This is a genomic window from Streptomyces changchenzhani (assembly GCF_039766235.1).
Taxonomy (GTDB): Bacteria; Actinomycetota; Actinomycetes; order Streptomycetales; family Streptomycetaceae; genus Streptomyces.
Genome location: NZ_JBDHNH010000005.1, coordinates 240,433 through 265,770 on the forward strand (window position 1 = coordinate 240,433; position 25,338 = coordinate 265,770).

Here is a 25,338-nt window from a genome sequence, read left to right on the forward strand (position 1 = left end):
CTGTGATGAGCCCCGTCCTCGCCGGTGTGCTCCAGCTGCTCGCGCTGATCGTGGCGCTGGGTCTGGCATACCGTCCGCTCGGCGACTACATGGCCGGTGTCTACAGCTCGACGAAGCATCTGCGCGTCGAGAAGTGGATCTACAAGGTCATTGGCGCCAACCCGACCGCGGAGATGCGCTGGACCGCGTATCTGCGCGGGGTCCTCGCCTTCTCCGCGGTGAGCGTCCTCTTCCTCTACTTGCTGCAGCGGGTCCAGGGCAGCCTGCCCGGCTCGCTCGGCTTCGCGTCCATCGACCCGGACCAGGCGTTCAACACCGCCGCGTCGTTCGTCGCGAACACCAACTGGCAGTCGTACTACGGCGAGCAGGCCATGGGCCACGTCGTACAGACCGGCGGTCTGGCGGTACAGAACTTCGTCTCCGCCGCCGTCGGCATCGCCGTCGCCATCGCGCTGGTACGGGGCTTCGCCCGCTCCCGCACCGGTGAGCTCGGCAACTTCTGGTCCGACCTGGTGCGCGGTACGGTCCGCATCCTGATCCCGATCTCGGTGATCGGCGCGATCCTGCTGGTCGCCTGCGGTGCCATCCAGAACTTCGCCGGCATCCATGAAGTCGGGCAGTTCACGGGCGGTACGCAGCAGTGGAACGGCGGCGCAGTCGCCTCCCAGGAGGTCATCAAGGAGCTGGGTACCAACGGCGGCGGTTACTTCAACGCCAACTCGGCCCACCCCTTCGAGAACCCCAACTCGCTGTCGAACCTCCTTGAGATCTTCCTGATCCTCGTCATCCCGTTCGCGCTGACCCGCACCTTCGGCCGCATGGTCGGCAGCGTCCGGCAGGGCTACGCGATCCTCGGCACGATGGTGACCATCTGGCTCGGCTTCACCGCCCTGATGATGTGGACCGAGTTCCACCACGGCGGCGCGGCCCTCGACCTCGCGGGCGGGGCGATGGAGGGCAAGGAGACCCGCTTCGGCATCGGCGGCTCGTCGATCTTCGCGGTGGCCACCACGCTCACCTCGACCGGCGCCGTCAACTCCTTCCACTCCTCGTACACCGGCTTCGGCGGCGGCATCACCATGCTGGGCATGCAGCTCGGCGAGATCGCGCCGGGCGGTGTCGGCTCCGGCCTCTACGGCATGCTGATCATGGCGGTCATCGCGGTGTTCATCGCGGGTCTCATGGTCGGCCGTACGCCCGAGTACCTCGGCAAGAAGATCGGCACCCGCCAGATCAAGTTCGCCGCGTGCTACATCCTGATCACCCCGGCGCTGGTGCTCTGCTTCACCGCCGCGGCGATGGCCCTGGACACTCCGGGCAACTCGATGACCAACACGGGCGCGCACGGCTTCTCCGAGATCCTGTACGCGTACACCTCGGGGGCCAACAACAACGGCTCGGCCTTCGCGGGACTGAACGCGGACACGCAGTGGTTCAACAGCACCATCGGCCTGGCGATGCTGCTCGGCCGTTTCCTCCCGATGGTCTTCGTCCTGGCACTCGCCGGGTCGCTCGCCGAACAGACGCCGGTACCCGCGACCGCGGGGACCCTGCGCACCGAGAAGCCGCTGTTCACCGGGCTGCTGGCCGGCACGATCATGATCATCGCCGGTCTGACCTACTTCCCGGCGCTCGCGCTGGGACCGCTCGCCGAAGGGCTCGCGTCATGAGCACCAACACAGTGACCCGGGCACCGCACCCGGACCTGCCCACCGGGCACAAGCCGGAGGCCGACGGCCGCGTCGGCGCGGGGCTCTTCGACCCCAAGCAGCTGGTCAAGTCCTTCCCGGACGCAATACGCAAGCTCCATCCACGGGTGATGATCAAGTCGCCGGTGATGTTCGTGGTGCTGATCGGCTCCGTGCTGACCACGGTCTACGCGATCCTGGATCCCACCGACTGGTTCGGCTGGGCGATCACCGCCTGGCTGTGGCTGACCACCATCTTCGCCAACCTCGCGGAGGCGGTGGCCGAGGGCCGCGGCAAGGCGCAGGCCGAGACGCTGCGCAAGGCCAAGACCGACACGGTCGCGCGACGCGTCGTCGGGGTGAACGAGGAGCGGGTGCCCGGCGCCGAGCTGCGCATCGGCGACCTGGTCGTCTGCGAGGCCGGCGACATCATTCCCGGCGACGGTGACGTCGTCGAGGGTGTCGCTTCGGTCGACGAGTCGGCGATCACCGGCGAATCGGCCCCTGTCATCCGCGAGTCCGGCGGCGACCGCTCGGCGGTCACCGGCGGTACGAAGGTGCTCTCCGACCGCATCGTCATCAAGATCATGACGAAGCCCGGCGAGACCTTCATCGACCGGATGATCAGCCTGGTCGAGGGCGCGGCCCGGCAGAAGACGCCCAACGAGATCGCGCTGAACATCCTGCTCGCCTCGCTGACCATCATCTTCCTGCTCGCCGTCGTCACGCTCCAGCCGTTCGCGATCTACGCGAACGCCGAGCAGCCGATGATCGTGCTGGTCGCGCTGCTGGTCTGTCTGATCCCGACGACCATCGGGGCCCTGCTCTCCGCGATCGGGATCGCCGGCATGGACCGGCTGGTGCAGCGCAATGTGCTGGCGATGTCCGGCCGCGCCGTCGAGGCCGCCGGAGACGTCTCCACGCTGCTGCTCGACAAGACCGGCACCATCACCCTCGGCAACCGGCAGGCCGCCGAGTTCCTCCCGGTCCAGGGCGTCACGGACGCCGAACTCGCGGACGCCGCCCAGCTGTCCTCGCTGGCCGACGAGACGCCCGAGGGGCGCTCGATCGTCGTACTGGCGAAGGAGAAGTACCAGCTGCGCGAGCGCTCCCAGGGCGAGCTGTCGGACGCCGAGTGGGTCGCCTTCACCGCCCAGACCCGGATGTCGGGCGTGGACGTGGCCGGGCGCAAGGTCCGCAAGGGCGCGACCGGTTCGGTCGTGGCCTGGGTCAAGGAGCGGAGTGGCGACGTCTCCGGGGACGCGCAGACACTCACCGACCGGATCTCGCAGGCCGGTGGCACGCCGCTGCTGGTGGCGCTGGAGGACGAGCGCGGAGCGCGCGTCCTGGGCGTCATCCACCTCAAGGACGTCGTCAAGGAGGGCATGCGGGAGCGGTTCGACGAGCTGCGCCGCATGGGCATCAAGACGGTCATGATCACGGGTGACAATCCGCTGACCGCCAAGGCGATCGCGGAAGAGGCCGGGGTCGACGACTTCCTCGCGGAGGCCACCCCCGAGGACAAGATGGCGCTCATCAAGCGCGAGCAGGCCGGCGGCAAGCTGGTGGCGATGACGGGCGACGGTACGAACGACGCCCCCGCGCTGGCGCAGGCGGACGTCGGCGTGGCCATGAACACCGGCACCTCGGCCGCGAAGGAGGCCGGGAACATGGTGGACCTGGACTCCAACCCGACCAAGCTCATCGAGATCGTCGAGATCGGCAAGCAGCTCCTGATCACCCGAGGGGCGCTGACGACCTTCTCGATCGCCAACGACGTCGCGAAGTACTTCGCGATCATCCCGGCGATGTTCGCGGTGGTGTACCCGGGCCTGGACAAGCTCAACATCATGGACCTGTCCTCGCCCAGATCCGCGATCCTGTCCGCCGTCATCTTCAACGCGCTGATCATCGTTGCGCTCGTACCGCTGGCCCTCAAGGGCGTGCGCTACCGGCCGATGAGCGCGGACCGGATGCTCCGCCGCAACCTCGCGGTGTACGGACTGGGCGGGCTGATCGCCCCGTTCGTCGGCATCAAGATCATCGACCTGCTCATCTCCCTCATTCCTGGCATCGGGTGACGTCATGAACAACCAACTGGGCAACACCGCACGGCTGCTCGGAGCAGCACTGCGTGCCCTTCTCGTCCTGACCGTCGTCTGCGGAGTCGTCTACCCGCTCGCCGTCACCGGTGTCGCGCAGGCCCTCTTTCCCGGCAAGGCGAATGGGTCCGAGATCAAGAGTGAGGGCAAGGTCGTCGGCTCCGAGCTGATCGGACAGCGCTACGACCTGCCGCTGAAGAAGGGGCAGGAGACACCGGACCCCGACCTCAAGTGGTTCCAGCCGCGCCCGTCCAACGGCCTGGGCTCCAACAGCGTCAACCCCCAGTACAAGCTCATCCTGTCCGGCGCGACCAACCGGTCCGCGGACAACGGCGTCAGCGAAGCGGAGGACGGCCTGTACGACTGGGTCAAGGCGGCCCAGGCCGCCGTCGTCAAGGACAACTCTGTCGGGGACTACAACGTCAAGCCGTCCGACGTCCCCGCCGAGGCCGTCACCTCATCGGGCTCCGGCCTCGACCCGCACATCTCGCCCGAGTACGCACAGATCCAGGTGCACCGCGTGGCCGAGAAGAACGGCCTCGACGTCAAGCGGGTCGACAAGCTGGTCGAGGAACACACCGACAACCGGATCCTCGGCTTCGTCGGTGAGCCCCGGGTCAACGTCCTGGAGCTCAACATCGCCCTCAAGGAGCTCACGGCCAAGGGCTGAAAACCTCGGCCCTGCTTCCTCGCGGCCCGCAGTGATTCGTCTCGTACGGACCATTGCGGGACGTTTGTCCTGTACCCGCCCAGTGGCGGTGGCGCCCATCAGAATCACGTCAAGGTGCTGCTCAGAGACCACCCCCGCCCGTTTTGCCGGATTCCGGGGCTGTAGCTTCGAAGCAGCTGCCTCATCGGGCCGCAGTGGATTTCTGGAAGACAATGGGGCCATGGGACGCGGCAAGCTTCGGATCTACCTCGGTGCAGCACCCGGCGTGGGCAAGACGTACGCCATGCTCTCCGAGGCCCATCGGCGCGTCGAGCGGGGCACCGACTGCGTCGTCGCCTTCGTCGAGCACCACGACCGCCCGCGCACCGAAGTGATGCTGCACGGCCTGGAACAGGTGCGGCGCCGCGAGATCGAGCACCGGGGCGCCGCCTTCACCGAAATGGACGTCGACGCCGTCCTGGAGCGCCGCCCCGTCGTCGCCCTCGTGGACGAGCTGGCCCACACCAACATCCCCGGATCGCGCAACGCCAAGCGCTGGCAGGACATCGAAGAGCTGCTCCAGGCCGGCATCGACGTCGTCTCCACGGTCAACATCCAGCACCTGGAGTCCCTCGGTGACGTCGTCGAGTCGATAACCGGCGTACGGCAGCGGGAGACCGTCCCCGACGAGGTCGTCCGGCGCGCCGACCAGATCGAACTGGTCGACATGTCGCCCCAGGCCCTGCGCCGCCGCATGGCCCACGGCAACATCTACAAGCCCGACAAGCTCGACGCCGCCCTGTCGAACTACTTCCGCCCCGGCAACCTCACCGCGCTGCGCGAACTCGCCCTCCTGTGGGTCGCCGACCGGGTCGACGAATACCTCCAGCAGTACCGGGGCGAGCACAACATCCGCTCCACCTGGCAGGCCCGCGAGCGTATCGTCGTCGGCCTCACCGGCGGACCCGAGGGCCGCACCCTTATCCGCCGCGCGTCACGGATGGCCGCCAAGGGCTCGGGCAGCGAGATCCTCGCCGTCTACATCGCCCGCAGCGACGGCCTCACCTCGGCCTCGCCCAAGGAACTGGCCGTACAGCGAACCCTCGTCGAGGACCTCGGCGGTACCTTCCACCACGTCATAGGCGACGACGTACCGAACGCGCTGCTTGAGTTCGCGCGCGGTGTCAACGCCAGCCAGATCGTGCTCGGCTCCAGCCGCCGCAAGACCTGGCAGTACATGTTCGGCCCCGGCGTCGGTGTCACCGTCGCCCGCGATTCAGGGTCCGACCTCGACGTGCACATCGTCACCCACGACGAGGTCGCCAAGGGCCGCGGACTGCCCGTCGCCCGCGGCGCACGCCTGGGCCGCGTCCGGATCATCTGGGGCTGGCTGGTCGGCGTGGCCGCCCCCGTGCTGCTCTCGCTGCTGCTCACCGGCCTGGAGAACGGCCCGGGCCTGGCCAACGACGTACTGCTCTTCCTCTTCCTGACGGTCGTGGCGGCGCTGCTGGGCGGCCTGCTGCCCGCGCTGGCATCCGCAGCCGTCGGCTCCCTGCTGCTGAACTACTACTTCACGCCGCCCATCCACAACCTGACGATCAGCGACCCGAAGAACATCGTCGCCATCGTGGTCTTCTTCGCCGTGGCCGTCGCGGTCGCCTCCGTGGTGGACCTGGCCGCCCGGCGCACCCACCAGGCCGCCAGGCTGCGCGCCGAGTCCGAGATCCTCTCGTTCCTCGCCGGAAACGTGCTGCGCGGCGAGACGACCCTGGACGCCCTCCTGGAGCGGGTGCGCGAGACCTTCGCCATGGACTCCGTGGCGCTCCTTGAGCGCGCCAGCGACATCGACCCCTGGACGTGCGCGGGCAGCGTCGGCCCCAAGCCGCTGGGCCGCCCCGAGGACGCCGACGTGGACGTGCCCGTCGGCGACAACCTGGCGCTCGCCCTCTCCGGCCGTGTGCTGCCCGCCGAGGACCGCCGGGTGCTCGCCGCGTTCGCCGCCCAGGCCGCCGTCGTACTCGACCGCCAACGCCTGGTCGGGCAGGCGGAGGAGGCCCGCAGATCCTCCGAGGGCAACCGCATCCGCACGGCCCTGCTCGCCGCGGTCAGCCACGATCTGCGCACCCCGCTCGCTTCCATCAAGGCCGCCGTGACGTCCCTGCGATCCGACGACGTCGCCTGGTCCGACGAGGACGAGGCCGAGTTGCTCGCGAGCATCGAGGAGGGCGCCGACCGGCTCGACGCCCTCGTCGGCAACCTCCTCGACATGTCCCGCCTCCAGACCGGCACCGTCACCCCGCTGATCCGCGAGACCGACCTCGACGAGGTGGTCCCGATGGCGCTCGTCGGCGTACCCGCCGAAAGCGTCTACCTGGACATCCCCGAGTCGCTGCCGATGGTGGCCGTCGACCGGGGGCTGCTGGAGCGCGCCGTCGCCAACATCGTCGAGAACGCCGTCAAGTACAGCCCGGACGCCACCCCCGTCAGCGTCGCCGCGAGCGCCCTGGGGGCACGCGTCGAGCTGCGGGTGACCGACCGCGGTCCCGGTGTCCCCGACGACGGCAAGGAGCGGATATTCGAAGCCTTCCAGCGCTACGGCGACGCCCCGCGCGGCTCCGGAGTGGGCCTCGGCCTCGCGGTCGCCCGCGGCTTCGTCGAGTCCATGGGCGGCACCCTCACCGCCGAGGACACCCCCGGCGGCGGCATGACCATGGTCCTCACCCTCAAGGCGGTCGCCGGACACGCTCCGGCACGCCCCGACCTCCCCGCCCAGGTGACCTCGTGACCGTGACCGTCCCCCGTATGCCGTGCGGATCCCCGACAGCCCTTACGCCCCGCAGAAAGGCAGGCCCCCGATGACCCGGGTGCTGGTGGTCGACGACGAGCCGCAGATCGTACGTGCCCTCGTGATCAATCTGAAGGCACGCAAGTACGAGGTGGACGCGGCCCACGACGGAGCGACCGCGCTCCAGCTCGCCGCCTCCCGCCACCCCGACGTGATCGTCCTCGACCTCGGCCTGCCCGACATGGACGGCGTCGACGTGATCAAGGGACTGCGCGGCTGGACCCGCGTACCGATACTCGTGCTGTCCGCCCGCCACACCTCCGACGAGAAGGTCGAGGCACTGGACGCCGGGGCCGACGACTACGTCACCAAGCCCTTCGGCATGGACGAACTGCTGGCCAGGCTGCGCGCCTCGGTCCGCAGGGCCGAGCCGGTCGGCTCGGCCGAGGGCGACGTGATCATCGAAATGGACGACTTCACCGTCGACCTGGCCGCGAAGAAGGTCCACCGCGACGGCCGCGACGTGCGGCTGACGCCCACCGAGTGGCACCTCCTGGAAGTCCTCGTACGCAATACCGGCCGCCTGGTCAGCCAGAAACAGCTCCTCCAGGAGGTCTGGGGCCCCTCCTATGGCACGGAGACCAACTATCTGCGGGTCTACATGGCCCAGCTGCGCCGCAAGCTGGAGGCGGACCCCTCGCACCCTAGACACTTCGTCACCGAGCCCGGGATGGGATACCGCTTCGAGCGGTGACGGGATACCGCTTCGAGCGGTGATCCGTGCGGCCCACTCCCCGGTACGCTTCTGGTATGAGTGCCGTACCTCGTTCGGAGAAGCCTGCCGGCCGGTTCCGCCGCATGCTCGACCGGCTGTCCACCTCGCAAGCCGATCTGCACTCCGCGGAGCTGGAGGAGGACGCCCAGGCCGCGGGGTGTTCACGCATCTGCGACTGCGACGACCGCCAGATCGTCAAAGTGACTGGTACCTTGCGCACGGTCACCCTGCGCCCGCGGTCCGGCGTGCCGGCCCTGGAGGCGGAGCTGTTCGACGGCACCGCGCCCCTGGACGTGGTGTGGCTGGGCCGGCGGTCCATCGTGGGGATAGAACCGGGACGCAGGCTCATAGCCTCGGGCCGGATATCCATGAGTCACGGACGTCGTGTGCTGTTCAACCCCAAATATGAACTCCGACCGCTCGGACAGGAGTAGCCGGTGACGTCTCTCGACAAGCCGACCACCACGGATCAAGACAGCAATGAGGCCGACACGGCGAAAGCCGTCACGGAGGCCGCACTGTTCGAGGCCTTCGGCGGGGTCAGGGGCATGGTGGAAACCGTGCTTCCCGGCCTGTTGTTCGTGACCATCTTCACGATCAACAAGGACCTGCACGTCTCGGCCATCGCCGCCCTCGGGGTGTCCCTGCTGCTCGTCGCCGTACGGCTGATCCGCCGGGACACCGTCAAGCACGCCTTCAGCGGCGTCTTCGGCGTCGCCTTCGGTGTCGTCTTCGCGATGATGACCGGCAACGCCAAGGACTTCTACCTGCCCGGCATGATCTACACGCTGGGCCTGGCCGTCGCGTACATCGGGACCACGCTCGCCGGTGTCCCGCTGATCGGCCTGATCCTCGGCCCGGTCTTCAAGGAGAACCTCTCCTGGCGCACCAGGAACCCGGGCCGCAAGAAGGCGTACGCCAAGGCGAGTTACGCCTGGGGCCTGATCCTGCTGGCCAAGTGCGCGATCCTCTTCCCGCTCTACTGGTGGGCCGACACCACGCAGCTCGGCTGGGTGCTGGTCTCGCTGAAGATCCCGCCGTTCCTGCTCGCGGTCTATCTGACCTGGGTCTTCCTGGCGAAGGCGCCGGCGCCGATCGACGTGTTCGCCGAGATGGAGGCCAAGGAGCAGGCGGAGAAGGACCGCAAGGCGGGCCAGACGCGGAGCAGCGAGGCCTGACCGTACGTATGCAGAGAGGTGGGGCCCGGAACCAGGTCGGTTCCGGGCCCCACCCGCGTATCTACGTACAAGAGCTGTACGTACGGGAGCTGTACGTACGGGAGCTGTACGTGCGGGAATATCAGCCCGACGCGTCCTGCTTGCGGACCGAAAGCAGGTCCTCCAGCTGCTCCTCGCGCGCCTGCGCCGCCACGAACAGCAGCTCGTCGCCCGGCTCCAGGGTCTCCTCCGGGGTCGGAGTGAGCACGCGCGTACCGCGGATGATGGTGACCAGCGAGGTGTCCTCGGGCCACGCCACATCGCTGACCTGCGTGCCTGCCAGCGCCGACTCGGGCGGCAGGGTCAGCTCGACGAGGTTGGCGTCGCCGTGGCTGAAGCGCAGCAGCCGTACGAGATCGCCGACGCTCACCGCCTCCTCGACCAGGGCCGACATCAGACGCGGTGTGGAGACCGCGACATCGACGCCCCAGGACTCGTTGAACAGCCACTCGTTCTTGGGGTTGTTGACGCGGGCGACGACCCGCGGCACCCCGTACTCGGTCTTCGCGAGCAGCGAGACGACCAGGTTGACCTTGTCGTCACCGGTCGCTGCGATCACCACGTTGCAGTGCTGGAGCGCCGCCTCGTCCAGCGAGGTGATCTCGCAGGCGTCGGCCAGCAGCCATTCGGCCATCGGCACCCGCTCCACCGAGATGGCGGTCGGCGCCTTGTCGATCAGGAGCACCTCGTGCCCGTTCTCCAACAGCTCGGCCGCGATGGAACGTCCCACCGCGCCGGCCCCGGCAATAGCGACCCGCATCAGTGACCGCCTTCTTCGGGACCCTGCGCGCAGGCGCCCTCGACCTTCGCGATGTCCTCCGTGTGCATCATGACGTGCACCAGATCACCCTCCTGCAGCACGGTCTGAGAGGTCGGCAGAATCGCCTCGCCCAGCCGGGTGAGGAACGCGACGCGTACGCCGGTCTCCTCCTGCAACTTGCTGATCTTGTGCCCGATCCAGGCGGTCGAGGTGTGCACCTCGGCGAGCTGCACCCCGCCGCTCGGGTCGCGCCACAGCGGCTCGGCCCCGGACGGCAGCAGCCGCCGCAGCATCTGGTCGGCCGTCCAGCGGACCGTGGCCACGGTGGGGATGCCCAGGCGCTGGTAGACCTCGGCGCGACGCGGATCGTAGATACGGGCCGCGACGTTCTCGATCGCGAACATCTCGCGCGCCACCCGGGCGGCGATGATATTGGAGTTGTCACCGCTGCTCACCGCGGCGAACGCACCGGCTTCCTCGATGCCCGCCTCGCGGAGGGTGTCCTGGTCGAAGCCGACCCCGTTGACCCGGCGGCCACCGAACCCGGAGCCCAGACGGCGGAAGGCCGTGGGGTCCTGGTCGATCACGGCGACCGTGTGCCCCTGTTTCTCCAGGGTCTGCGCGAGTGCGGCTCCCACTCGTCCGCAGCCCATGATGACGACGTGCATCGTCCCGTTACCCCGCACTCCTGGTCGCCCGGCTGACCTGCACAAACACCCTGTTCACATCTTCCTTCTCGGCTCACCGGGGTGGTGCGGGGCAGAAGTGCCCAACAGCGCCCCGCCCCTGTCTCGGTCCACCGTAGCGGCAACTCCGAACGGGCCATCGGCCATGCCGTCCATCCCGGTGGCATTGGGGGGCGACGGACGGCGGGAGAAGGACAGTGACAGGAGATTCCGTGTCCGAGGGGGGTGGTGGATGAGCGGTGTCCATACGGAACGCTTACGATCCTCTGCGTGTCCAAACTGACCGACGTGCCCAAACGGATCCTGATCGGCCGGGCGCTGCGCAGCGACAAGCTGGGAGAGACCCTTCTCCCCAAGCGCATCGCACTGCCCGTCTTCGCCTCCGACCCGCTCTCCTCCGTTGCATACGCACCCGGGGAAGTGCTCCTGGTGCTGTCCATCGCGGGCGTGTCGGCCTACCACTTCAGCCCGTGGATCGCGGCCGCTGTCGTGGTGCTGATGTTCACCGTGGTCGCCTCCTACCGGCAGAACGTGCGCGCGTATCCGAGCGGCGGCGGTGACTACGAGGTCGCCAACACCAACCTCGGCCCCCGCGCCGGTCTGACCGTCGCCAGCGCCCTGCTCGTCGACTACGTCCTCACCGTCGCCGTGTCGATCTCCTCGGGCATCGAGAACCTCGGCTCCGCGGTCCCCTTCGTCATCGAGAACAAGGTGCTGTGCGCAGTCGGCGTCATCGTGCTGCTGACGGTCATGAACCTGCGCGGCGTACGGGAGTCGGGATCGCTCTTCGCGATCCCGACGTACGTGTTCGTCGCGGGAGTGTTCCTCATGATCGCCTGGGGCGCCTTCCGCGGTTTCGCGCTGGGCGACACCATGCACGCCCCGACCTCCGACTACGAGATCAAGCCCGAGCAGCAGGGCATCGCGGGCTTCGCGCTCGTCTTCCTGCTGCTGCGCGCCTTCTCCTCCGGCTGCGCGGCGCTCACCGGCGTCGAGGCGATCAGCAACGGAGTCCCCGCGTTCCGCAAGCCCAAGAGCAAGAACGCCGCGACCACGCTCGCCCTCATGGGCGGCCTGGCCGTCACCATGTTCTGCGGCATCATCGGCCTGGCCATGGCCACCGATGTCAAGATGGCCGAGTTCCCGGCGAAGGACCTGATCCACAACGGCGTCGCGGTCGGCGCGGGCTATGTCCAGGATCCGGTGATCTCGCAGGTCGCCGCCGCGGTATTCGGCGACGGCACGTTCCTGTTCATCGTGCTCGCCGCCGCCACCGCGCTCGTCCTGTTCCTGGCCGCGAACACGGCGTACAACGGCTTCCCGCTGCTCGGCTCGATCCTCGCGCAGGACCGCTACCTGCCGCGCCAGCTGCACACCCGCGGCGACCGCCTCGCCTTCTCCAACGGCATCGTGCTGCTCGCGGGCGCCGCGATCCTGCTCGTGTGGGTCTACGGCGCCGACTCGACCAAGCTGATCCAGCTCTACATCGTCGGTGTCTTCGTCTCCTTCACGCTCAGCCAGATCGGCATGGTGCGGCACTGGAACCGACACCTGCGGACCGAGAAGAAGCAGGCCGAGCGCCGCCGCATGATGCGCTCGCGCGCGATCAACACCTTCGGCGCCTTCTTCACAGGCATGGTGCTCGTCGTCGTCCTGGCGACCAAGTTCATCCACGGCGCCTGGGTCGCGCTGCTCGGCATGGTGATCTTCTACGGGACGATGAGCGCGATCCGTAGGCACTACGACCGGGTCGCCGAGGAGATCGCGGCCGACGAGGGCCCGTCCGACGACAGTGTCCGCCCGTCGCGGGTCCACTCCATCGTCCTGGTCTCCAAGGTGCACAAGCCGACGCTGCGCGCACTCGCGTTCGCCAAGCTGACGCGCTCCGACACCCTGGAGGCGCTCAGTATCAGCGTCGACCCGATCGAGACCAAGGCGCTCAAGGACGAGTGGGAGCGACGCGGCATCAATGTGCCGCTGAAGATCCTCGACTCGCCGTACCGCGAGATCACCCGGCCGATCATCGAGTACGTGAAGGGCCTGCGCCGCGAGAGCCCGCGCGACGCGGTCAGCGTCTACATCCCCGAGTACGTGGTGGGGCACTGGTACGAGCATCTGCTGCACAACCAGAGCGCCCTGCGGCTCAAGGGGCGACTGCTCTTCACACCGGGCGTGATGGTCACCTCGGTTCCGTACCAGCTGGTGTCCTCCGAGGCCGCGAAGAAGCGGGCGAAGCGGCACCAGAACTGGAGCGCGCCGGGCGCGGTGCGGCGCGGCCCGGTGGACCGCCGGCCCAAGGAGCCCTCGGGCAAGAGCTGACCGGCGGGGGCCTCGCCGGCGCCGCTTCGCTGTGGTGAACGGCAGGACCACACCCACGTAGACTGGTGGGCTGTAGTCCTGCCGTTCCCCCTTGATCCTCTGGAGTCACCCCGTCATGCAGTCAGAATCCAAGGAAACCAAGGAAACGCAGGACGTGGCGGGGGCCCCGGACGTGGACACCGCCGACGTGACGGAAGCGCCGGACGTTTCGACTCCGGCGGAGGCCAAGGCGCCGTTCGTCCCGGACTCGCTGGTCGGCACGGAGTACGAGGTCGAGGTCGGCCCCGTCGCCCACGGCGGCCACTGCATCGCCCGTACGGCCGCGGGCCGGGTGCTGTTCGTACGGCACGCGCTGCCCGGTGAGAAGGTCCGCGCCCGTGTGACGGACGGCGACGAGACCTCCCGCTACCTGCGCGCCGACGCGGTCGAGGTCATCGAGGCCTCCAAGGACCGCATCGAGGCGCCCTGCCCCTACTCGGGGCCCGGCATGTGCGGCGGCTGCGACTGGCAGCACGCGAAGCCCGGCGCGCAGCGGCGGCTCAAGGGCGAGGTCATCACCGAGCAGCTCCAGCGGCTCGCGGGCCTCACGCCGGAGGAGGCGGGCTGGGACGGGACGGTCATGCCGGCCCCCGGCGACAAGCTGCCCCAGGGCGAGGTGCCCGCGTGGCGCACCCGCGTCCAGTACGCCATCGACGCCGACGGCCACGCCGGACTGCGCAAGCACCGCTCACACGAGATCCAGCCGATCGACGCCTGCCTGATCGCCGCCCCCGGCGTCAGCGAGCTGGGCATCGAGAAGCACAAGTGGCCGCAGCTGGCCTCGGTGGAAGCCATCTCCGCCACCGGCTCCAGTGACCGTCAGGTCATCCTCACCCCGGAGAAGGGCGGCCGGCTGCCGCTGGTCGAGCTCGACAAGCCCGTTTCGGTCCTGCGCGTGGAAGAGCACGACGGCGGAGTGCACCGGGTGCACGGCCGCGCCTTCGTGCGCGAGCGGGCCGACGAGCGCACGTACCGCGTGGGCATGGGCGGCTTCTGGCAGACCCACCCGCAGGCACCGGACATCCTGCTCAAGGCCGTCATGCAGGGCCTGATGCCGCGCAAGGGCGAGTCCGCCCTCGACCTGTACTGCGGCGTCGGCCTGTTCGCGGGCGGCATCGCGGAGCGCATCGGCGACAAGGGCGCGGTGCTCGGCATCGAGACCAGCAAGCGCGCCGTCGAGGACGCCAGGCACAACCTCCAGGACATGGACTACGTACGCATCGAGCAGGGCAAGGTCGAGCAGGTCCTACCGCGCACGGGCATCGCCAAGACCGACCTGATCGTCCTGGACCCGCCGCGCGCGGGAGCGGGCAAGCAGACGGTCAAGCTCCTGTCGGCCCTGAGCGCCCGCCGTATCGCCTACGTCGCCTGCGACCCGGCGGCGCTGGCACGCGACCTGGCGTACTTCCGCGAGGGCGGCTACAAGCCGCGCACGATGCGGGCGTTCGACCTGTTCCCGATGACGCATCACGTGGAGTGCGTCGTGATCCTTGAGCCCATCAAGAAGGATGCCTGACCTGCGGGTTTGTTGCCCGGGTGGGTCGCTCGACCTGTTTTCCTCCGTGCAACGGGTCGAGTGGGGAGTTCATCCACCGGAGATGACCTGACCTGCGGTTTTATGCGGGCAACGGCTATGGCGGCGAGAGTGTCAGGGCATCGTTCAGCGTCCTTGACGCTCATATGACGCTCACCTGAGGGTCTGGGGCAGTCTCAGGGCTCTGGCTGACAGTGGTGATCATTGAGTGGCCAGACGATCTCGTCGCGCTGGTGGAAGGCCAGGCCACGGCGGGTGCCTCAGGGCGCGGGGGAGAGAGTTCCGGAGGATGCCGTCCGACCCGCCGGTTTCCCTGCCTCTGGCCGACACGATCGGTAGCCCGGAGCTCCGGGCTCACCAGACCCAATCAGTCGGCATCCGGTTCGTCGGACTCATTGAGAAGACGGGCCGCGAGGTCGTCGGCCCACACCACGGCCCAGGCGCGCAGCGCGGTGATGGTGGCAGCGTCGAGGCCGTAGGCGGCGAGTGCCTCGTCGTCGGTCCACTCGGCGCCCGCGAGGTTGGCCTGCAGATCCTCGCGCTCAAAGCGGCCGCGGGCATGGCGGCGGCCGAACTCCTCGAGCCCGGGATTGGTCCAGCGGCGGGCTGCAGCGAATACGTCGATCAGGTCACGGGGCGCTCCGCGGTCGGCGAGGGCGCGGACCTTTGTCCCGATCACGTCCTCCTCTGCGAGGACGGGCCTATACGCGCTCTGTGTGATGGGACGCCAGAAGATCTCTTTGAGGATGTCGACCTCGCAGTCCTGCCCGGTGAGCGGGTCGGACACGATGAAGCGGGCGGACAACGGGGCAGTCTCCAGCGCATGCACCTGCCAGCCTTACGCTTCCATCGACGATCGTACGAGCGTGCGTGTGGTCGTCGGCACACTAGAGGCACTCCGGCAGCGCCGGGCGCTCCTCGGTGCGTACGGCGGAGAGCCAGGCAGTAGGGGGCTTGGAGCCGGCCGGGAGGCGGACGCGGAACCAGCGGGTGGACCGCTGGTCCTCCTCGTTGATGATGGGCTCCCCGTCGGGCACCTGGCAGTCGGCGGTGAGAACATCGCCGTGCCAGACCCTTGTCGGTACGACGTTCTCCGCAATGTAGGGCTGCACGGGATCGATCGCCAGACCCAAGCTGCACCGCGGATCCCGGTCGACCTGCTCCCGGCAGCCCCGCTCCGCGTTGTACACCCGGATCGTGCCGGGCGTCGTGACGCCCGCACGGTCGGGCGGCGCGGCCGAGGTCGCCCGCACCGCGTCTGAGCACAGGGTCGCGCCGATGATCGCGCACAGCGCGGTGGCCAGGACGGCGGCGCGGGCCCGGCCGCCCAGCCGTCCCACCCCTGCCTCGGGTGTCTCCTGGTGGGCGGCGATGCGGGCGAGCAGGCTCTCGGCGGTGTGGGGGGCACGGGCCTCGTGGGTCGGGGCGAGGCAGTCGGCGGCCAGAGCGCGCCAGAACGGCGGCACGGCGTGGTCCATGCGCAGCGGCGCACGCCCCGCGCCGTACTCCTGGACCGCGGCGCCCCGCGCCACGGGTGTGGCCCCGGCGAACGGTGAGCCGCCGGACGCGAACACCTCGTGGATGACGATGCCCAGCGCCCAGATGTCCGCGGTCGGACGGACCCGCACGCCGAGTTCGCCTAGGGGCGCCCTCCAGCGCTCGGGCGGGAAGTAGTCCAGGGTGCCCATGGGAGGCACGTACCCGTGTGTCCCCGTCAGCTCGGTGGCGAGGCCGAAGTCCGAGAGCTTCACGGAGCGGTCCCTGCCCAACAGGACGTTCTCCGGCTTGAGATCCGCGTGGACCCAGCCCGACCGGTGGAGATGGGCGAGTCCCTCGCAGATGCCCGCGATCAGCCGGCCGCGATCGGCCTCGGGCACCCCCGCGTCGACCAGTTCCCGCAGACTGCCGGCGGCCCGCTCCATGACCAGCACGATCGCGCCCTCCAGGGAGGGGCGGTCGGGTGCGGCGAGAACGAACGACTTCAGGAGGCCGATCAGCCGGGGATGCCCGGCCCTGCGCCCGAGTTCGACCTCGCGGCGGGCGGATTCCACGATCCTGCGAGCCTGGCGCGGCGCGAGCCCGGCGGTCGGCATGATCTTGAGTGCGACGTCGATAGGGCCCGGAGGCGTGGCGGTCCCGCCGGTTCGGTCCGGGTGCCCGTCGGCCGGTCGCGCCGCGTACACCGTGGACCAGCCCCCGGAACCGATCAGTTGGGTGACCACCCAGTTTCCGACCTGATAGCCGGGTGGGAGCAGGTCCGTCCGGTCGCATTCCGTTGTGCCCCCCAGGCCGTGCGGCGGTCTCATCGTGCGGCCTGCCGCTCCCGCCCGCCGGCCCTTGCCAGGGGCGGCAACAGCGCGAGGTGCTCCTCCCGTACGAGCCCGAACCGCAGCGCCAGCCCGACGATCTCCTCCCGCTTGCCGTTGCGGCGGTCGCCCTTGCCGGGCTCGTGGGCGTCCAGGACGCCGATGCGCAGCTTCTCCTCGGCGAGGTAGTCGATGTGCGAGCTGACCGCCCGCGCGGTCAGCTCGCCACAGGTGAGGTGCCCCCTGAGCCGCTCGACGATCTGGGGAGTGGTGGGGACCGCCACGCGCGACTGGTCGCGCAGGCGCGGTTCGCAGAGCGCGACCAGGACGAGGAAGTACGCGGCCGTCTCGTTCAGGGAGTACGCGGTGACCGTGCTGGTCCCCCAGGGGACACCCATGGCCTCCGGGTCCAGATAGACGTGGTCGGGAGCGAACACCTGGAAGGAGATCGTGACGTCACCGCGCACGGGCAGCACGACGCGCGAGAACTCGAACGGGATCGGCGCCCCGACCCGTCGCGGCGGAACCCTCAGGTATTCCCCCGCTCCCTCCGGGTTCTCCACGAGATAGCTGTGGGTGGTGCTGTGGTTCGTCAACTGCCAGTGGTCGTCGGTCACACGAATCTCCCCGGCGAGCCGGGAGATCGCCGGGTCGTCGAGGCGCAGCTCGACGGGGATCGTCGTGGAGCCCCGTCCGAAGCGGGCGACCTCGCCGGGACCCAGCCGTAACGTCACCGTGTCACCGTGCGGTTTGCCGCCGAGGGCGCCACCGCTTCCCTGCGGTAGATGGACGACTACGCCGCTCACCGCTCCCCCGTTCCACGCGTCGCTTGTCGGACCAGCGGAACGATACTCATCTCTCAGGGGAGTTCACCGGCGTACTTCGGCCACATATCTGGAACCGGCCGCCCGGAGCCGTGGATGCCTCGTTCCAGACCATGCACAGTGGGGAAAGTCACCGTACGGGGAGGGCAGGAGCCAGGGTCAGGGGGAGGGGCGGCGCGAACGAAGCACCGAAGCCCCGTTCACATGGCGAGATCCGCACGCCCCGCTCAGAGAGCGGGGCTGCCCGACACGAGGGGCGCGACCGTGCGATCCCCGAAGGCCGTCCACGGCTGCCACCCGCCGCTCGGCCGGGCCTGGACGCGGGTCCGCATCCGGCTCGCGACGGTGATGGCGAAGACGTGCAGCCGCCCGGCGGCGTCGAGCGCCGCCGTGGGCGTGGCGACGAGCCGGATGCCGGGCTCGCCGAACTCCCCGCCGGGATGCGCGTCCCCGCCAGGAGCGACCTGCCAGCGGTGGCCGAGTCGGGCTCCGCCGGGCGTCAGGGAGAACGTCTCCAGCCGGCCGTCGGCGTTCACGGCGAATGCCGGGGCGGCGGCGCTCCAGCCGAACAGCGGCAGCCACTCGTCCCAGCCGCCGCTCGGCACGGCCTGCCGCCGGACGAAGGTTGCCACGCCCGACGGTCCGATTGCGGCGATGGTGAGCCGGCCGCTGCCGTCCCTGGCCACCCGAGGCGCGGCGCCGGCCGCGGTGCCGAATCGGTGCCATGACGCGGTCCAGGGGCCACCGGCGGCTTCCTGCCAACGGTGGTCGATGCCCGAGCCGCCGGGGGCGAGGGCGAACACCTCCAACCGGCCGTCGGCGTTCGACGCGACAACCGGTGGCGCGCCCGCTGCCCCGCCGAATCCGGGCTCCCACGGGTCCCAGGCCAGGGACCCGGCCGACCTCTGCCGTCGCCGCGCGACGGAGGCGCCGCCGGGGCTCAGGGCGAAGACCTCCAGCCGGCCGTAGGCGTCGCGGGCGACGGCGGGGGCGGCACCAGCCGGGCCGCCGAACTCCTCCCAGTCGTGCCAGCCGCCGTCCGGCCGCTGCACCCGGTGGTGCAGGTTGGCGCCGCCAGGGGCGAGTGAGAACACCTCGAGCCTGCCGTCGGTGGTGCGTCCGAGCGTGGGAACCGCGCCGGCCGGTCCTCCGAAGGGCTCCCATTGCGACCAGCTGTCCGTGTGCGGGTCGAGCTGGACGCGCCGCAGCATCGCGCGGTCGGTGGCGTCGAGTGCGAACACCGTCAGGCGGCCGTCCACGTCGAGGCCGGCCACCGGGTTGTCGGGGCTTTGCCACGGCGGTGGCGTGTCCCGCCATGACAGGGGCGCCACGTACAGCCCGTTCCGGAACCAGCCCGCGGCGCTGGCGTACCAGGTCTCCCCGTCGCGGACCACCTCCACGGCGTGACCGGGCACATGCCCCACCCACCCGGCGAGCTCGAAATGGAACGGGTCCCGCGACGCGAGGACGTCGGTGCCCTCGTAGCCGTTGCGCGGACCGATGAACAGGTAGTACCAGCCGTCTCGTTCGACAATGCACGGCGACTCGGTGACCGAGACGGTCGCGTCCGTGCTCGCATCGGTGAACGCGACGCCAGGCTCGCCCCAGCGCAGCAGATCGGCGGAACGCCGGTAGGCCACGACATGCCGGCCGCCCGGGCCGGAGAGTTCGGTGTAGTACATGACCCACTCGCCGCCGACCCGCAGCACCATCGGGTCACGCGCCGCGAACCCCCGGAACAGCGGGCCGGACGGTTCGCGGGTCCAGGTGAACAGGTCGGTCGACGTGGCGAGGTTGATCGCCGCGCCACTCGCACCGCCCGCGGCGTAGAACATCCAGAACCTGCCGCCCGCCTCGACGACGTGCGGCGCCCACAGGTGATCCTCACCGAAATAGGACGGGTCGACGATGAGCGCGTCGGGGTGCCTGGTCCACGGTCCGTGCGGGCTCGGCGCTGAGGCGTGGGCGAAGGAGATCTCCGCCGCGCTGTCCGGAGATTCGCCGCGCGGCGCACTGTTCCCGACGATGCCGAACAGATGCCAACGGCCCTGAGCCTCGATCAGCGTGTGATCGTTGAGATAGCGCGGGCCTGCGGAGGTGGACGGGTCGTAGACGTACGTGAAGGGTCCCACGCCGACCCGGTGAGGAGGCGGGACGTCCTCGGAGGCCGCTGCGGCGACGGCCGGGTCGGCGCCCAGGAACGGGAGGGCGCCGGCGCCGGCCGCACCGCGCAACAGGCTCCGTCTGCTGATCGGAAGCATGAGTTCCTTCAGAGGCGTCAGTCGACGGCGGGGCCGGCGGAGTTGTTGAGCCAGAGCCAGCCGGACCAGGTGGCGAAGCCCGTCTGCCATCTGTGGAAGGTACCGTCGTGGTTGGTACCGAAGACCTCGATGCGGCCGTCGGCGTTGGTGGCGGCGGTGACTTCGGTGCCGCCGGTGCCGAAGGACTCCCAGTCGCTGTAGGGGGCGTTCACGGCGGTCTGCCAGACGTGCATGGCGGTGGTGCCGTTCATGGCGAAGACTTCGACGCGGCCGTCGGGGGTGCGTTCGCTGGTGAGCTGTGAGTCGGCGGGGCCGCCCATGGGTTCCCATTCGGACCAACTCGTGGGGCCTGTCTGGTACTTGTGGAATACGCCGTCCGGGCCGGAGGCGAAGACCTCCAGGCGGCCGTCGGCGTTGTGGTCGACCGTCAGGTCGTGGCCGCCTTCGCCGAACCCGGCCCACGAGGACCAGCCGCCGTTGGGGGCGGTCTGGTACCGGTGCTGGAAGGTCGTGCCGTTGAGAGCGAAGACCTCCAGACGTCCGTCGGGTGCCTTCTCCATCTCCACCCGGCTGTCGGCGGGGCCGCCCGCAGGCTCCCATTGCGACCAGCCGCCGTTCGGGGCGACTTGATACCGGTGGAAGAGCCCTTCTGGGCCTGACGCGTAGACCTCGATGCGGCCGTCGACGTTGACACCGGCCGCGGTGTCCCGGCCGCCACCGCCGAAGGTCTCCCATCCCGACCAGCCGCCGGACGGGCTCAATTGCCAGCGGTGCTGGAAGGTGTTCCCGTTGATGGCGAGCAGTTCCAGGCGGCCGTCGGCGTTCGGCGCGAGGGCGAGTTCGGCGTTGCCGGGCCCGCCGAGCGATTCCCATTCCGACCAGCTGCCGTTGACCTCCTGCTGCCAGGCGTGGTGGATGCCATCGGCTCCGGCGGCGAACAGTTCCAGGCGCCCGTCCGCCGTCCGCGCCGACACGACCCGGCCCGACTCCGCCGGATACACCAACGGTTCGGGCCGCGGACCGCTGCCCGGGGTGCAGGGCAGCACCACGCCGCGCTCCGCGAGGTAGACCTCGGGGTCGATACCGTAGGAGGTGGACCGGTCTCCCCAGATCCGCAGATGGAGGTGGGGTCCGGTGGAGTTTCCCTCGGCGCCCATCAGGGCGATCTGCTGGCCGGCCACGACGCGGTCGCCGACGGAGACATCCCGCCGGACCATGTGCCCGTACTCGGAGATCCTCCCGTCGGGGTGCAGGACCCGGATCCACTGGCCGTAGTCGCCGGTGTACCCGGAGATGGTCACCTCGCCGTCGCCCACGGCGTAGATCGGTGTCCCGACGGCGTTGGCGATGTCGACGCCGTTGTGGCCGCTGTGGAAGTGCTGGGACACGAAACCGGCGGCCGGGCAGGCCGCGGCGGCGGCGGTCCGGGCGGCTGCGGCCGGAGTCGCGGGCAGCAGCGTCGGCAGCAGCAGGGCGGCTGTTGACGCGAGAACCCAGATCAGTGCGCGCCTGGAAAGCCCTGGAAGCACGAGTTCTCCTCCCCTTGGCAGTCTCGGGGTGAGTGGGATGGACGGTTGGGGCCGTGCGGACGGACGGTACGGAAGCTAGCAACAGCGCGGGCCCGGGAGACCCCGGAAGGTTACGGACTGACAGGCGGGAGCACGTCGGCTAAGGGCTGTCCCGCCAGGTAGTGCGGGACAGCCCTTAGCCACCTGTTGTCGCTGGTCATCGAGATTTCATCGGTCCTCCTTAGGGTGGCCGCGTTCAGACGACGGCCCGTACGACAGGGGAAGGACGGCGATGGCACGGAGGAGATACAGAGCGAGGCTGCCGATGGTGGTCATGGCCGCGATGGCGGTGATGAGCTCGCTGGCGGCCACCGGGACGACGGTCGCGGGGGCGGCCGCCCCCGAACCGGGGCCGGACAAGCCGACGATTCGCTACACCGAGTACGGAATCCCGCACATCATCGCCTCGAACTGGGAGGGGCTGGGAACGGGCTACGGATACGCGGCGGCCAAGGACAACATCTGCACCCTGGCCGACACCTATCTGATGGTCAACGCCGAGAGGTCCCGCCACCTGGGGCCCGAGGGCAGGACGAGCCCCGGCCAGAACCAGAACACCACCACCAACCTCAACAGCGACCTGTACTTCCAGCGGATCAAGGACAACCGGGTGGTGCAGCGGCTCCTCGACAAGCCCGCCCCCGACGGGCCGGAGCCGGAGGTCAGAAAAGCCATTCGCGGTTATGTCCAGGGATACAACAGGTACCTGGCCGAGACCGGCGTGAACAACATTTCCGACCCGGCCTGCCGCGGTGCGGCCTGGGTGCGGCCGCTCACGGAGCTGGACGTCTACCGGCACGCGCATGCCGAGATCATCATGGGCAGCGCCGACGCGCTGCTGGACGGCCAGGTGAACGCCGCACCCCTGGGGGCCTCGGCCGCCGCGCAGCCGGCGTCCTCACCCGCGAGGACTGCGGCGAAGATCCGCGAAGCGATGGCGGTGAGCCGCCAACAGAGCATGGGCAGCAACGCGTTGGCGGTCGGCTCGCAGGGCGTGTCCGGTGGCACCAGCATGCTGCTGGCCAACCCGCACTTCCCGTGGCAGGGCAAGAACCGGATGTGGCAGAGCCAGCTGACGATCCCGGGCGAGATCAACGTCTCCGGGGCCAGCCTGCTGGGATTCCCCGCGGTGAACATCGGCTACAACGAGAACGTGGCCTGGAGCCATACGGTCGCCACGGTGGCCCCGTTCGGGCTGTTCGACGTACAGGTGGATCCGCTGAACCCCACCAAGTATCTGGTGGACGGCGTCTGGGAGCAGATGACCTCGCAGCGGGTCGGGGTCGACGTGCTGAAGCCGGACGGCTCGCTCTCCAAGGTCACCAGGACGTTGTGGTCCACCCGCTACGGCCCGATCACCACATCGATGCAGGGCGTCGCGCTGCCCTGGGTGGTCAGCGCGCACGCGGTACGCGACGTGAACATGGACAACCTGCGGGCGCTGAACACCTGGTTCCGCCTCGACCAGGCCAAGGACGTCCATGACGTGGTGAACACCCTGGAGACCACGCAGGGCATCCCCTTCTTCAACACCGTCGCCTCCGACCGCAAGGGCAACGCGCTGTACGCGGACATCCAAGCCACCCCGAACATCACCGACGAGCACGCGCGATCGTGCCTCACACAGACCGGTCAGCTGCTGTTCAACCAGTCACTACGGCTGCCGAACGTGCCGCCGATCTCCATCTTCGACGGCAAACGCAGCGCGTGCGACTGGCCCGAAGACCCGAACGCGGTCGCGCCGGGACTGCTGGACCCGCACAAGCAACCACGCCTGATCCGGTCCGACTTCGTGGGCAACGCCAACGACAGCGCCTGGCTGGCCAACCCCGAGCAACCGCTGACCTTCCCCCGGGTGATGGGCGACACCTCGGCGCCCCGATCGCTGCGTACCCAGGAACTCATCCTGACCGCGCAGAACCGGATCAACGGCACCGACGGCCTGCCTGGCAAGGGCTTCACACCGGAGACCATGGGGCAGTTGCTGTTCGCCGACAACAGCAGGGCGGCCGACCTGGCCCTCAACGCCACGGTGACGATGTGCCAGAACGTCCCCTTCGGGCTCATCCTGGTGGACGGCAACCTGGTCAACGTGAGCGAGGCCTGTCCGATCCTGGCCGCCTGGAAGAACCACGACTACACCACGGACAGCCGGGGATCCTGGCTCTTCGCGAACTACTGGTCCCTCCTGCTCAATGGACAGGGAGTCGAGAAGCTGCCGTGGAAGGTTCCTTTCGACTCCAAGGACCCGGTGCACACACCCAATTCGCTGGACTCCGGGAGCTCCGCCGTCCGTGACGCGTTCGGTCGTGCCGTGCTCGCACTGCGCAAGGCGAACATTCCACTGAACGCCCCGCTGTCGGGCATCCAGACGGTCACCCGCGGTGGTGAGCAGATCCCGATCCACGGCTCGATCAGCCAACTGGGTGTGCTGAACGTGGTCACTCCCGGCCAAGTCGATGGAAAACCGGACATCACCTACGGGTCCAGTTTCATCCAGCAGGTGCGGTTCACCGCCGCCGGTCCGCCGCAGGCGTTGTCCGTCATGGCCTACTCCCAGTCGGCCAACGCGAATTCGCCGCACTACGCCGACCAGACCAAGCTCTTCTCGGCCGGCAAGTGGGTGACCGAGCGGTTCACGGAGGATCAGATCGCGGCTTCACCGGAATTGCAGATCAAGGTTTTGAACTGAGAATGCCGACAACCCACAAGGAGGAACGTAGTGACCAAAAGAGCGCATTGGCGGCGGCTGGTGGTGGCGTGGATGCTCGCCGCCGTAACCGTGGTCGCGCCGGCGGGTTCGGTACAGGCCGCTGATGGAGGCACCGCGCCGCCGCCGATGGCGAACGGTTTCGGCCTGACCCAGATCGGTGCGGCGACCGGGAGCGCCACCAACTTCTACCTCACCGTGACCACACCCGAGGTCGCGGGCGAGCAGCACATCAAGATCATTCTGCCGAGCGGTTACTACGACGCCCCGGACCGGCGCTACCCGGTGCTGTACTTCCTGCACGGTTCACCCGACGATCCGGTCCAGCAGACGTATCCGGCGCTGTCGATGTCGGACCAGATGATCACCGTCATCCCGGACGGCGGCGCTCGGGGCTGGTATGCCAACTGGCTCAACCAAAAGACCGCGGCCGGTGCCCAGAACTGGGAGAACTTCCACCTCAAGCAAGTGGTTCCGTTCATCGATGCGAACCTGCGGACCATCGCCACCAAGAAGGCCAGGGCCATCGCCGGCGTCTCCATGGGTGGGTTCGGCGCCTTCCACTACGCCCAGGTCCGTCCCGACCTGTTCAGCCACACCGCGTCCCTGTCCGGAGACATCGACATGTCGGCCAGGTCCATGGACCTCCGGCTGGCCGTCGTCGCCTCCCTCATCGACGCGACGGGCGCGATCTGCGCATCGGCATCCGGAGCCTGCGACCCCAACAACTCTCCCTACAAGCCCGGTGTGGACAGTGACGCCGCGTTCGGCTCGCCCTACCCGGTGTTCAACGCCGACTGGCGGTGGAACGAGGTCGACCCCTCACAGCACATGGACAGACTGGCCAAGGCCAACGTCGGGGTCTCCGTCTACACGGGCGACGGAGGCGGCTCACCCCTCGAACCGGAGTTCTGGATCGCGGGGGCGGCCAAGAACGCCAAGGCGGCCATGGACGCTCTGGGCATGTCCTACTCCTACGTCAACTACGGCGACGGGGCCGCCTGGGGCACCCAGTGCAACGGCGGCCACAACGCCGGCTGCTGGGAACAGGATCTTCGGGACCTGGTCCCCAGGCTGGAAAGGGAATTCGCCGCCTGACGGCAGCGCCCGCCGTC

General features: G+C 69.2%; 17 protein-coding genes and 1 pseudogene. 11 read left to right on the forward strand and 7 right to left on the reverse strand.

Annotated elements, in window-relative coordinates:
- Positions 1-5 precede the first annotated feature (5 nt).
- From kdpA to ABCR94_RS18090, 7 genes are all read left to right on the forward strand, one after another.
- The gene (gene kdpA / locus ABCR94_RS18060) at positions 6-1,670 is read left to right on the forward strand and encodes a potassium-transporting ATPase subunit KdpA (RefSeq protein ID WP_347120345.1); all 1,665 of its coding nucleotides are present in this window, start codon (positions 6-8) and stop codon (positions 1,668-1,670) included.
- Complete coding sequence (gene kdpB / locus ABCR94_RS18065) at positions 1,667-3,769, forward strand: potassium-transporting ATPase subunit KdpB (RefSeq protein WP_347120347.1); 2,103 nt, start codon at positions 1,667-1,669, stop codon at positions 3,767-3,769. The genes kdpA and kdpB overlap by 4 nt, the downstream gene beginning before the upstream one ends.
- A 4-nt stretch (positions 3,770-3,773) precedes the next feature.
- Positions 3,774-4,460 carry a potassium-transporting ATPase subunit C gene (locus tag ABCR94_RS18070; RefSeq protein ID WP_347120349.1) on the forward strand — a complete coding sequence of 229 codons (687 nt, stop codon included), beginning with the start codon at positions 3,774-3,776 and terminating at the stop codon, positions 4,458-4,460.
- Positions 4,461-4,680: 220 nt separating this feature from the next.
- The gene (locus ABCR94_RS18075; RefSeq protein ID WP_347120351.1) at positions 4,681-7,224 is read left to right on the forward strand and encodes a DUF4118 domain-containing protein; all 2,544 of its coding nucleotides are present in this window, start codon (positions 4,681-4,683) and stop codon (positions 7,222-7,224) included.
- A gap of 70 nt (positions 7,225-7,294) precedes the next feature.
- Positions 7,295-7,978: a response regulator gene (locus tag ABCR94_RS18080; RefSeq protein WP_347120353.1), complete on the forward strand. Its 684-nt coding sequence runs from the start codon at positions 7,295-7,297 to the stop codon at positions 7,976-7,978.
- 56 nt (positions 7,979-8,034) lie between these two features.
- Complete coding sequence (locus tag ABCR94_RS18085) at positions 8,035-8,433, forward strand: OB-fold nucleic acid binding domain-containing protein (RefSeq protein WP_347120355.1); 399 nt, start codon at positions 8,035-8,037, stop codon at positions 8,431-8,433.
- A 3-nt stretch (positions 8,434-8,436) separates the two neighbouring features.
- Complete coding sequence (locus ABCR94_RS18090) at positions 8,437-9,177, forward strand: DUF3159 domain-containing protein (protein WP_347120357.1); 741 nt, start codon at positions 8,437-8,439, stop codon at positions 9,175-9,177.
- 121 nt (positions 9,178-9,298) lie between these two features.
- Here the strand turns inward: ABCR94_RS18090 and ABCR94_RS18095 are convergent, their stop codons facing one another.
- Positions 9,299-9,976, reverse strand: coding sequence for a potassium channel family protein (locus ABCR94_RS18095; protein ID WP_347120359.1), 678 nt, complete (start codon positions 9,974-9,976; stop codon positions 9,299-9,301).
- Positions 9,976-10,644: a potassium channel family protein gene (locus tag ABCR94_RS18100; protein ID WP_347120361.1), complete on the reverse strand. Its 669-nt coding sequence runs from the start codon at positions 10,642-10,644 to the stop codon at positions 9,976-9,978. The genes ABCR94_RS18095 and ABCR94_RS18100 overlap by 1 nt, the downstream gene beginning before the upstream one ends.
- Before the next feature lie 288 nt (positions 10,645-10,932).
- On the opposite strand from ABCR94_RS18100, the gene ABCR94_RS18105 reads away from it, so the two are divergent.
- Positions 10,933-12,981, forward strand: coding sequence for an APC family permease (locus tag ABCR94_RS18105; RefSeq protein WP_347120362.1), 2,049 nt, complete (start codon positions 10,933-10,935; stop codon positions 12,979-12,981).
- A 115-nt stretch (positions 12,982-13,096) separates the two neighbouring features.
- Entirely contained in the window at positions 13,097-14,536 is a 1,440-nt protein-coding gene (locus ABCR94_RS18110; protein WP_347120364.1) for a class I SAM-dependent RNA methyltransferase, read from the forward strand.
- A 385-nt stretch (positions 14,537-14,921) separates the two neighbouring features.
- Here ABCR94_RS18110 and ABCR94_RS18115 read toward each other — a convergent pair.
- The 5 genes and pseudogenes from ABCR94_RS18115 to ABCR94_RS18135 form a co-directional block, all read right to left on the reverse strand.
- Positions 14,922-15,392: pseudogene (locus ABCR94_RS18115) on the reverse strand (nucleotidyl transferase AbiEii/AbiGii toxin family protein); the annotation flags it as partial.
- Positions 15,393-15,441: 49 nt separating this feature from the next.
- Positions 15,442-16,860, reverse strand: a complete 1,419-nt coding sequence (locus tag ABCR94_RS18120) for a serine/threonine-protein kinase (RefSeq protein WP_347120365.1) — start codon at positions 16,858-16,860, stop codon at positions 15,442-15,444.
- Positions 16,857-17,666, reverse strand: coding sequence for an FHA domain-containing protein (locus ABCR94_RS18125; RefSeq protein ID WP_347120367.1), 810 nt, complete (start codon positions 17,664-17,666; stop codon positions 16,857-16,859). Before ABCR94_RS18125 ends, ABCR94_RS18120 begins: the two co-directional genes overlap by 4 nt.
- A gap of 245 nt (positions 17,667-17,911) precedes the next feature.
- A complete protein-coding gene (locus tag ABCR94_RS18130) occupies positions 17,912-19,945 on the reverse strand; it encodes a DUF8189 domain-containing protein (protein WP_347120369.1) in 2,034 nt (677 codons plus the stop codon).
- A 17-nt stretch (positions 19,946-19,962) separates the two neighbouring features.
- Positions 19,963-21,474 (reverse strand): M23 family metallopeptidase domain-containing PLL-type lectin, encoded by a 1,512-nt coding sequence (locus ABCR94_RS18135; RefSeq protein WP_347120371.1) that lies wholly within the window; start codon positions 21,472-21,474, stop codon positions 19,963-19,965.
- Positions 21,475-21,778: 304 nt separating this feature from the next.
- Here ABCR94_RS18135 and ABCR94_RS18140 point away from each other — a divergent pair, with 304 nt between their 5' ends.
- Both ABCR94_RS18140 and ABCR94_RS18145 read left to right on the forward strand, forming a co-directional pair.
- Positions 21,779-24,205 (forward strand): penicillin acylase family protein, encoded by a 2,427-nt coding sequence (locus tag ABCR94_RS18140; RefSeq protein WP_521977228.1) that lies wholly within the window; start codon positions 21,779-21,781, stop codon positions 24,203-24,205.
- 72 nt (positions 24,206-24,277) lie between these two features.
- Positions 24,278-25,321: an alpha/beta hydrolase gene (locus ABCR94_RS18145; RefSeq protein ID WP_347120731.1), complete on the forward strand. Its 1,044-nt coding sequence runs from the start codon at positions 24,278-24,280 to the stop codon at positions 25,319-25,321.
- Positions 25,322-25,338 lie beyond the last annotated feature (17 nt).

Bases quoted from the DNA above. Each gene is read 5' to 3' on its own strand.
- ABCR94_RS18095 (WP_347120359.1), bottom strand. From the start codon at position 9,976: ATGCGGGTCGCTATTGCCGGGGCCGGCGCGGTGGGACGTTCCATCGCG.
- ABCR94_RS18110 (WP_347120364.1), top strand. From the start codon at position 13,097: ATGCAGTCAGAATCCAAGGAAACCAAGGAAACGCAGGACGTGGCGGGG.
- ABCR94_RS18140 (WP_521977228.1), top strand. From the start codon at position 21,779: ATGGTGGTCATGGCCGCGATGGCGGTGATGAGCTCGCTGGCGGCCACC.
- ABCR94_RS18080 (WP_347120353.1), top strand. From the start codon at position 7,295: ATGACCCGGGTGCTGGTGGTCGACGACGAGCCGCAGATCGTACGTGCC.
- ABCR94_RS18130 (WP_347120369.1), bottom strand. From the start codon at position 19,945: ATGCTTCCGATCAGCAGACGGAGCCTGTTGCGCGGTGCGGCCGGCGCC.
- kdpB (WP_347120347.1), top strand. From the start codon at position 1,667: ATGAGCACCAACACAGTGACCCGGGCACCGCACCCGGACCTGCCCACC.
- ABCR94_RS18085 (WP_347120355.1), top strand. From the start codon at position 8,035: ATGAGTGCCGTACCTCGTTCGGAGAAGCCTGCCGGCCGGTTCCGCCGC.
- ABCR94_RS18075 (WP_347120351.1), top strand. From the start codon at position 4,681: ATGGGACGCGGCAAGCTTCGGATCTACCTCGGTGCAGCACCCGGCGTG.
- ABCR94_RS18145 (WP_347120731.1), top strand. From the start codon at position 24,278: ATGCTCGCCGCCGTAACCGTGGTCGCGCCGGCGGGTTCGGTACAGGCC.
- ABCR94_RS18100 (WP_347120361.1), bottom strand. From the start codon at position 10,644: ATGCACGTCGTCATCATGGGCTGCGGACGAGTGGGAGCCGCACTCGCG.
- ABCR94_RS18070 (WP_347120349.1), top strand. From the start codon at position 3,774: ATGAACAACCAACTGGGCAACACCGCACGGCTGCTCGGAGCAGCACTG.
- ABCR94_RS18120 (WP_347120365.1), bottom strand. From the start codon at position 16,860: ATGAGACCGCCGCACGGCCTGGGGGGCACAACGGAATGCGACCGGACG.
- kdpA (WP_347120345.1), top strand. From the start codon at position 6: ATGAGCCCCGTCCTCGCCGGTGTGCTCCAGCTGCTCGCGCTGATCGTG.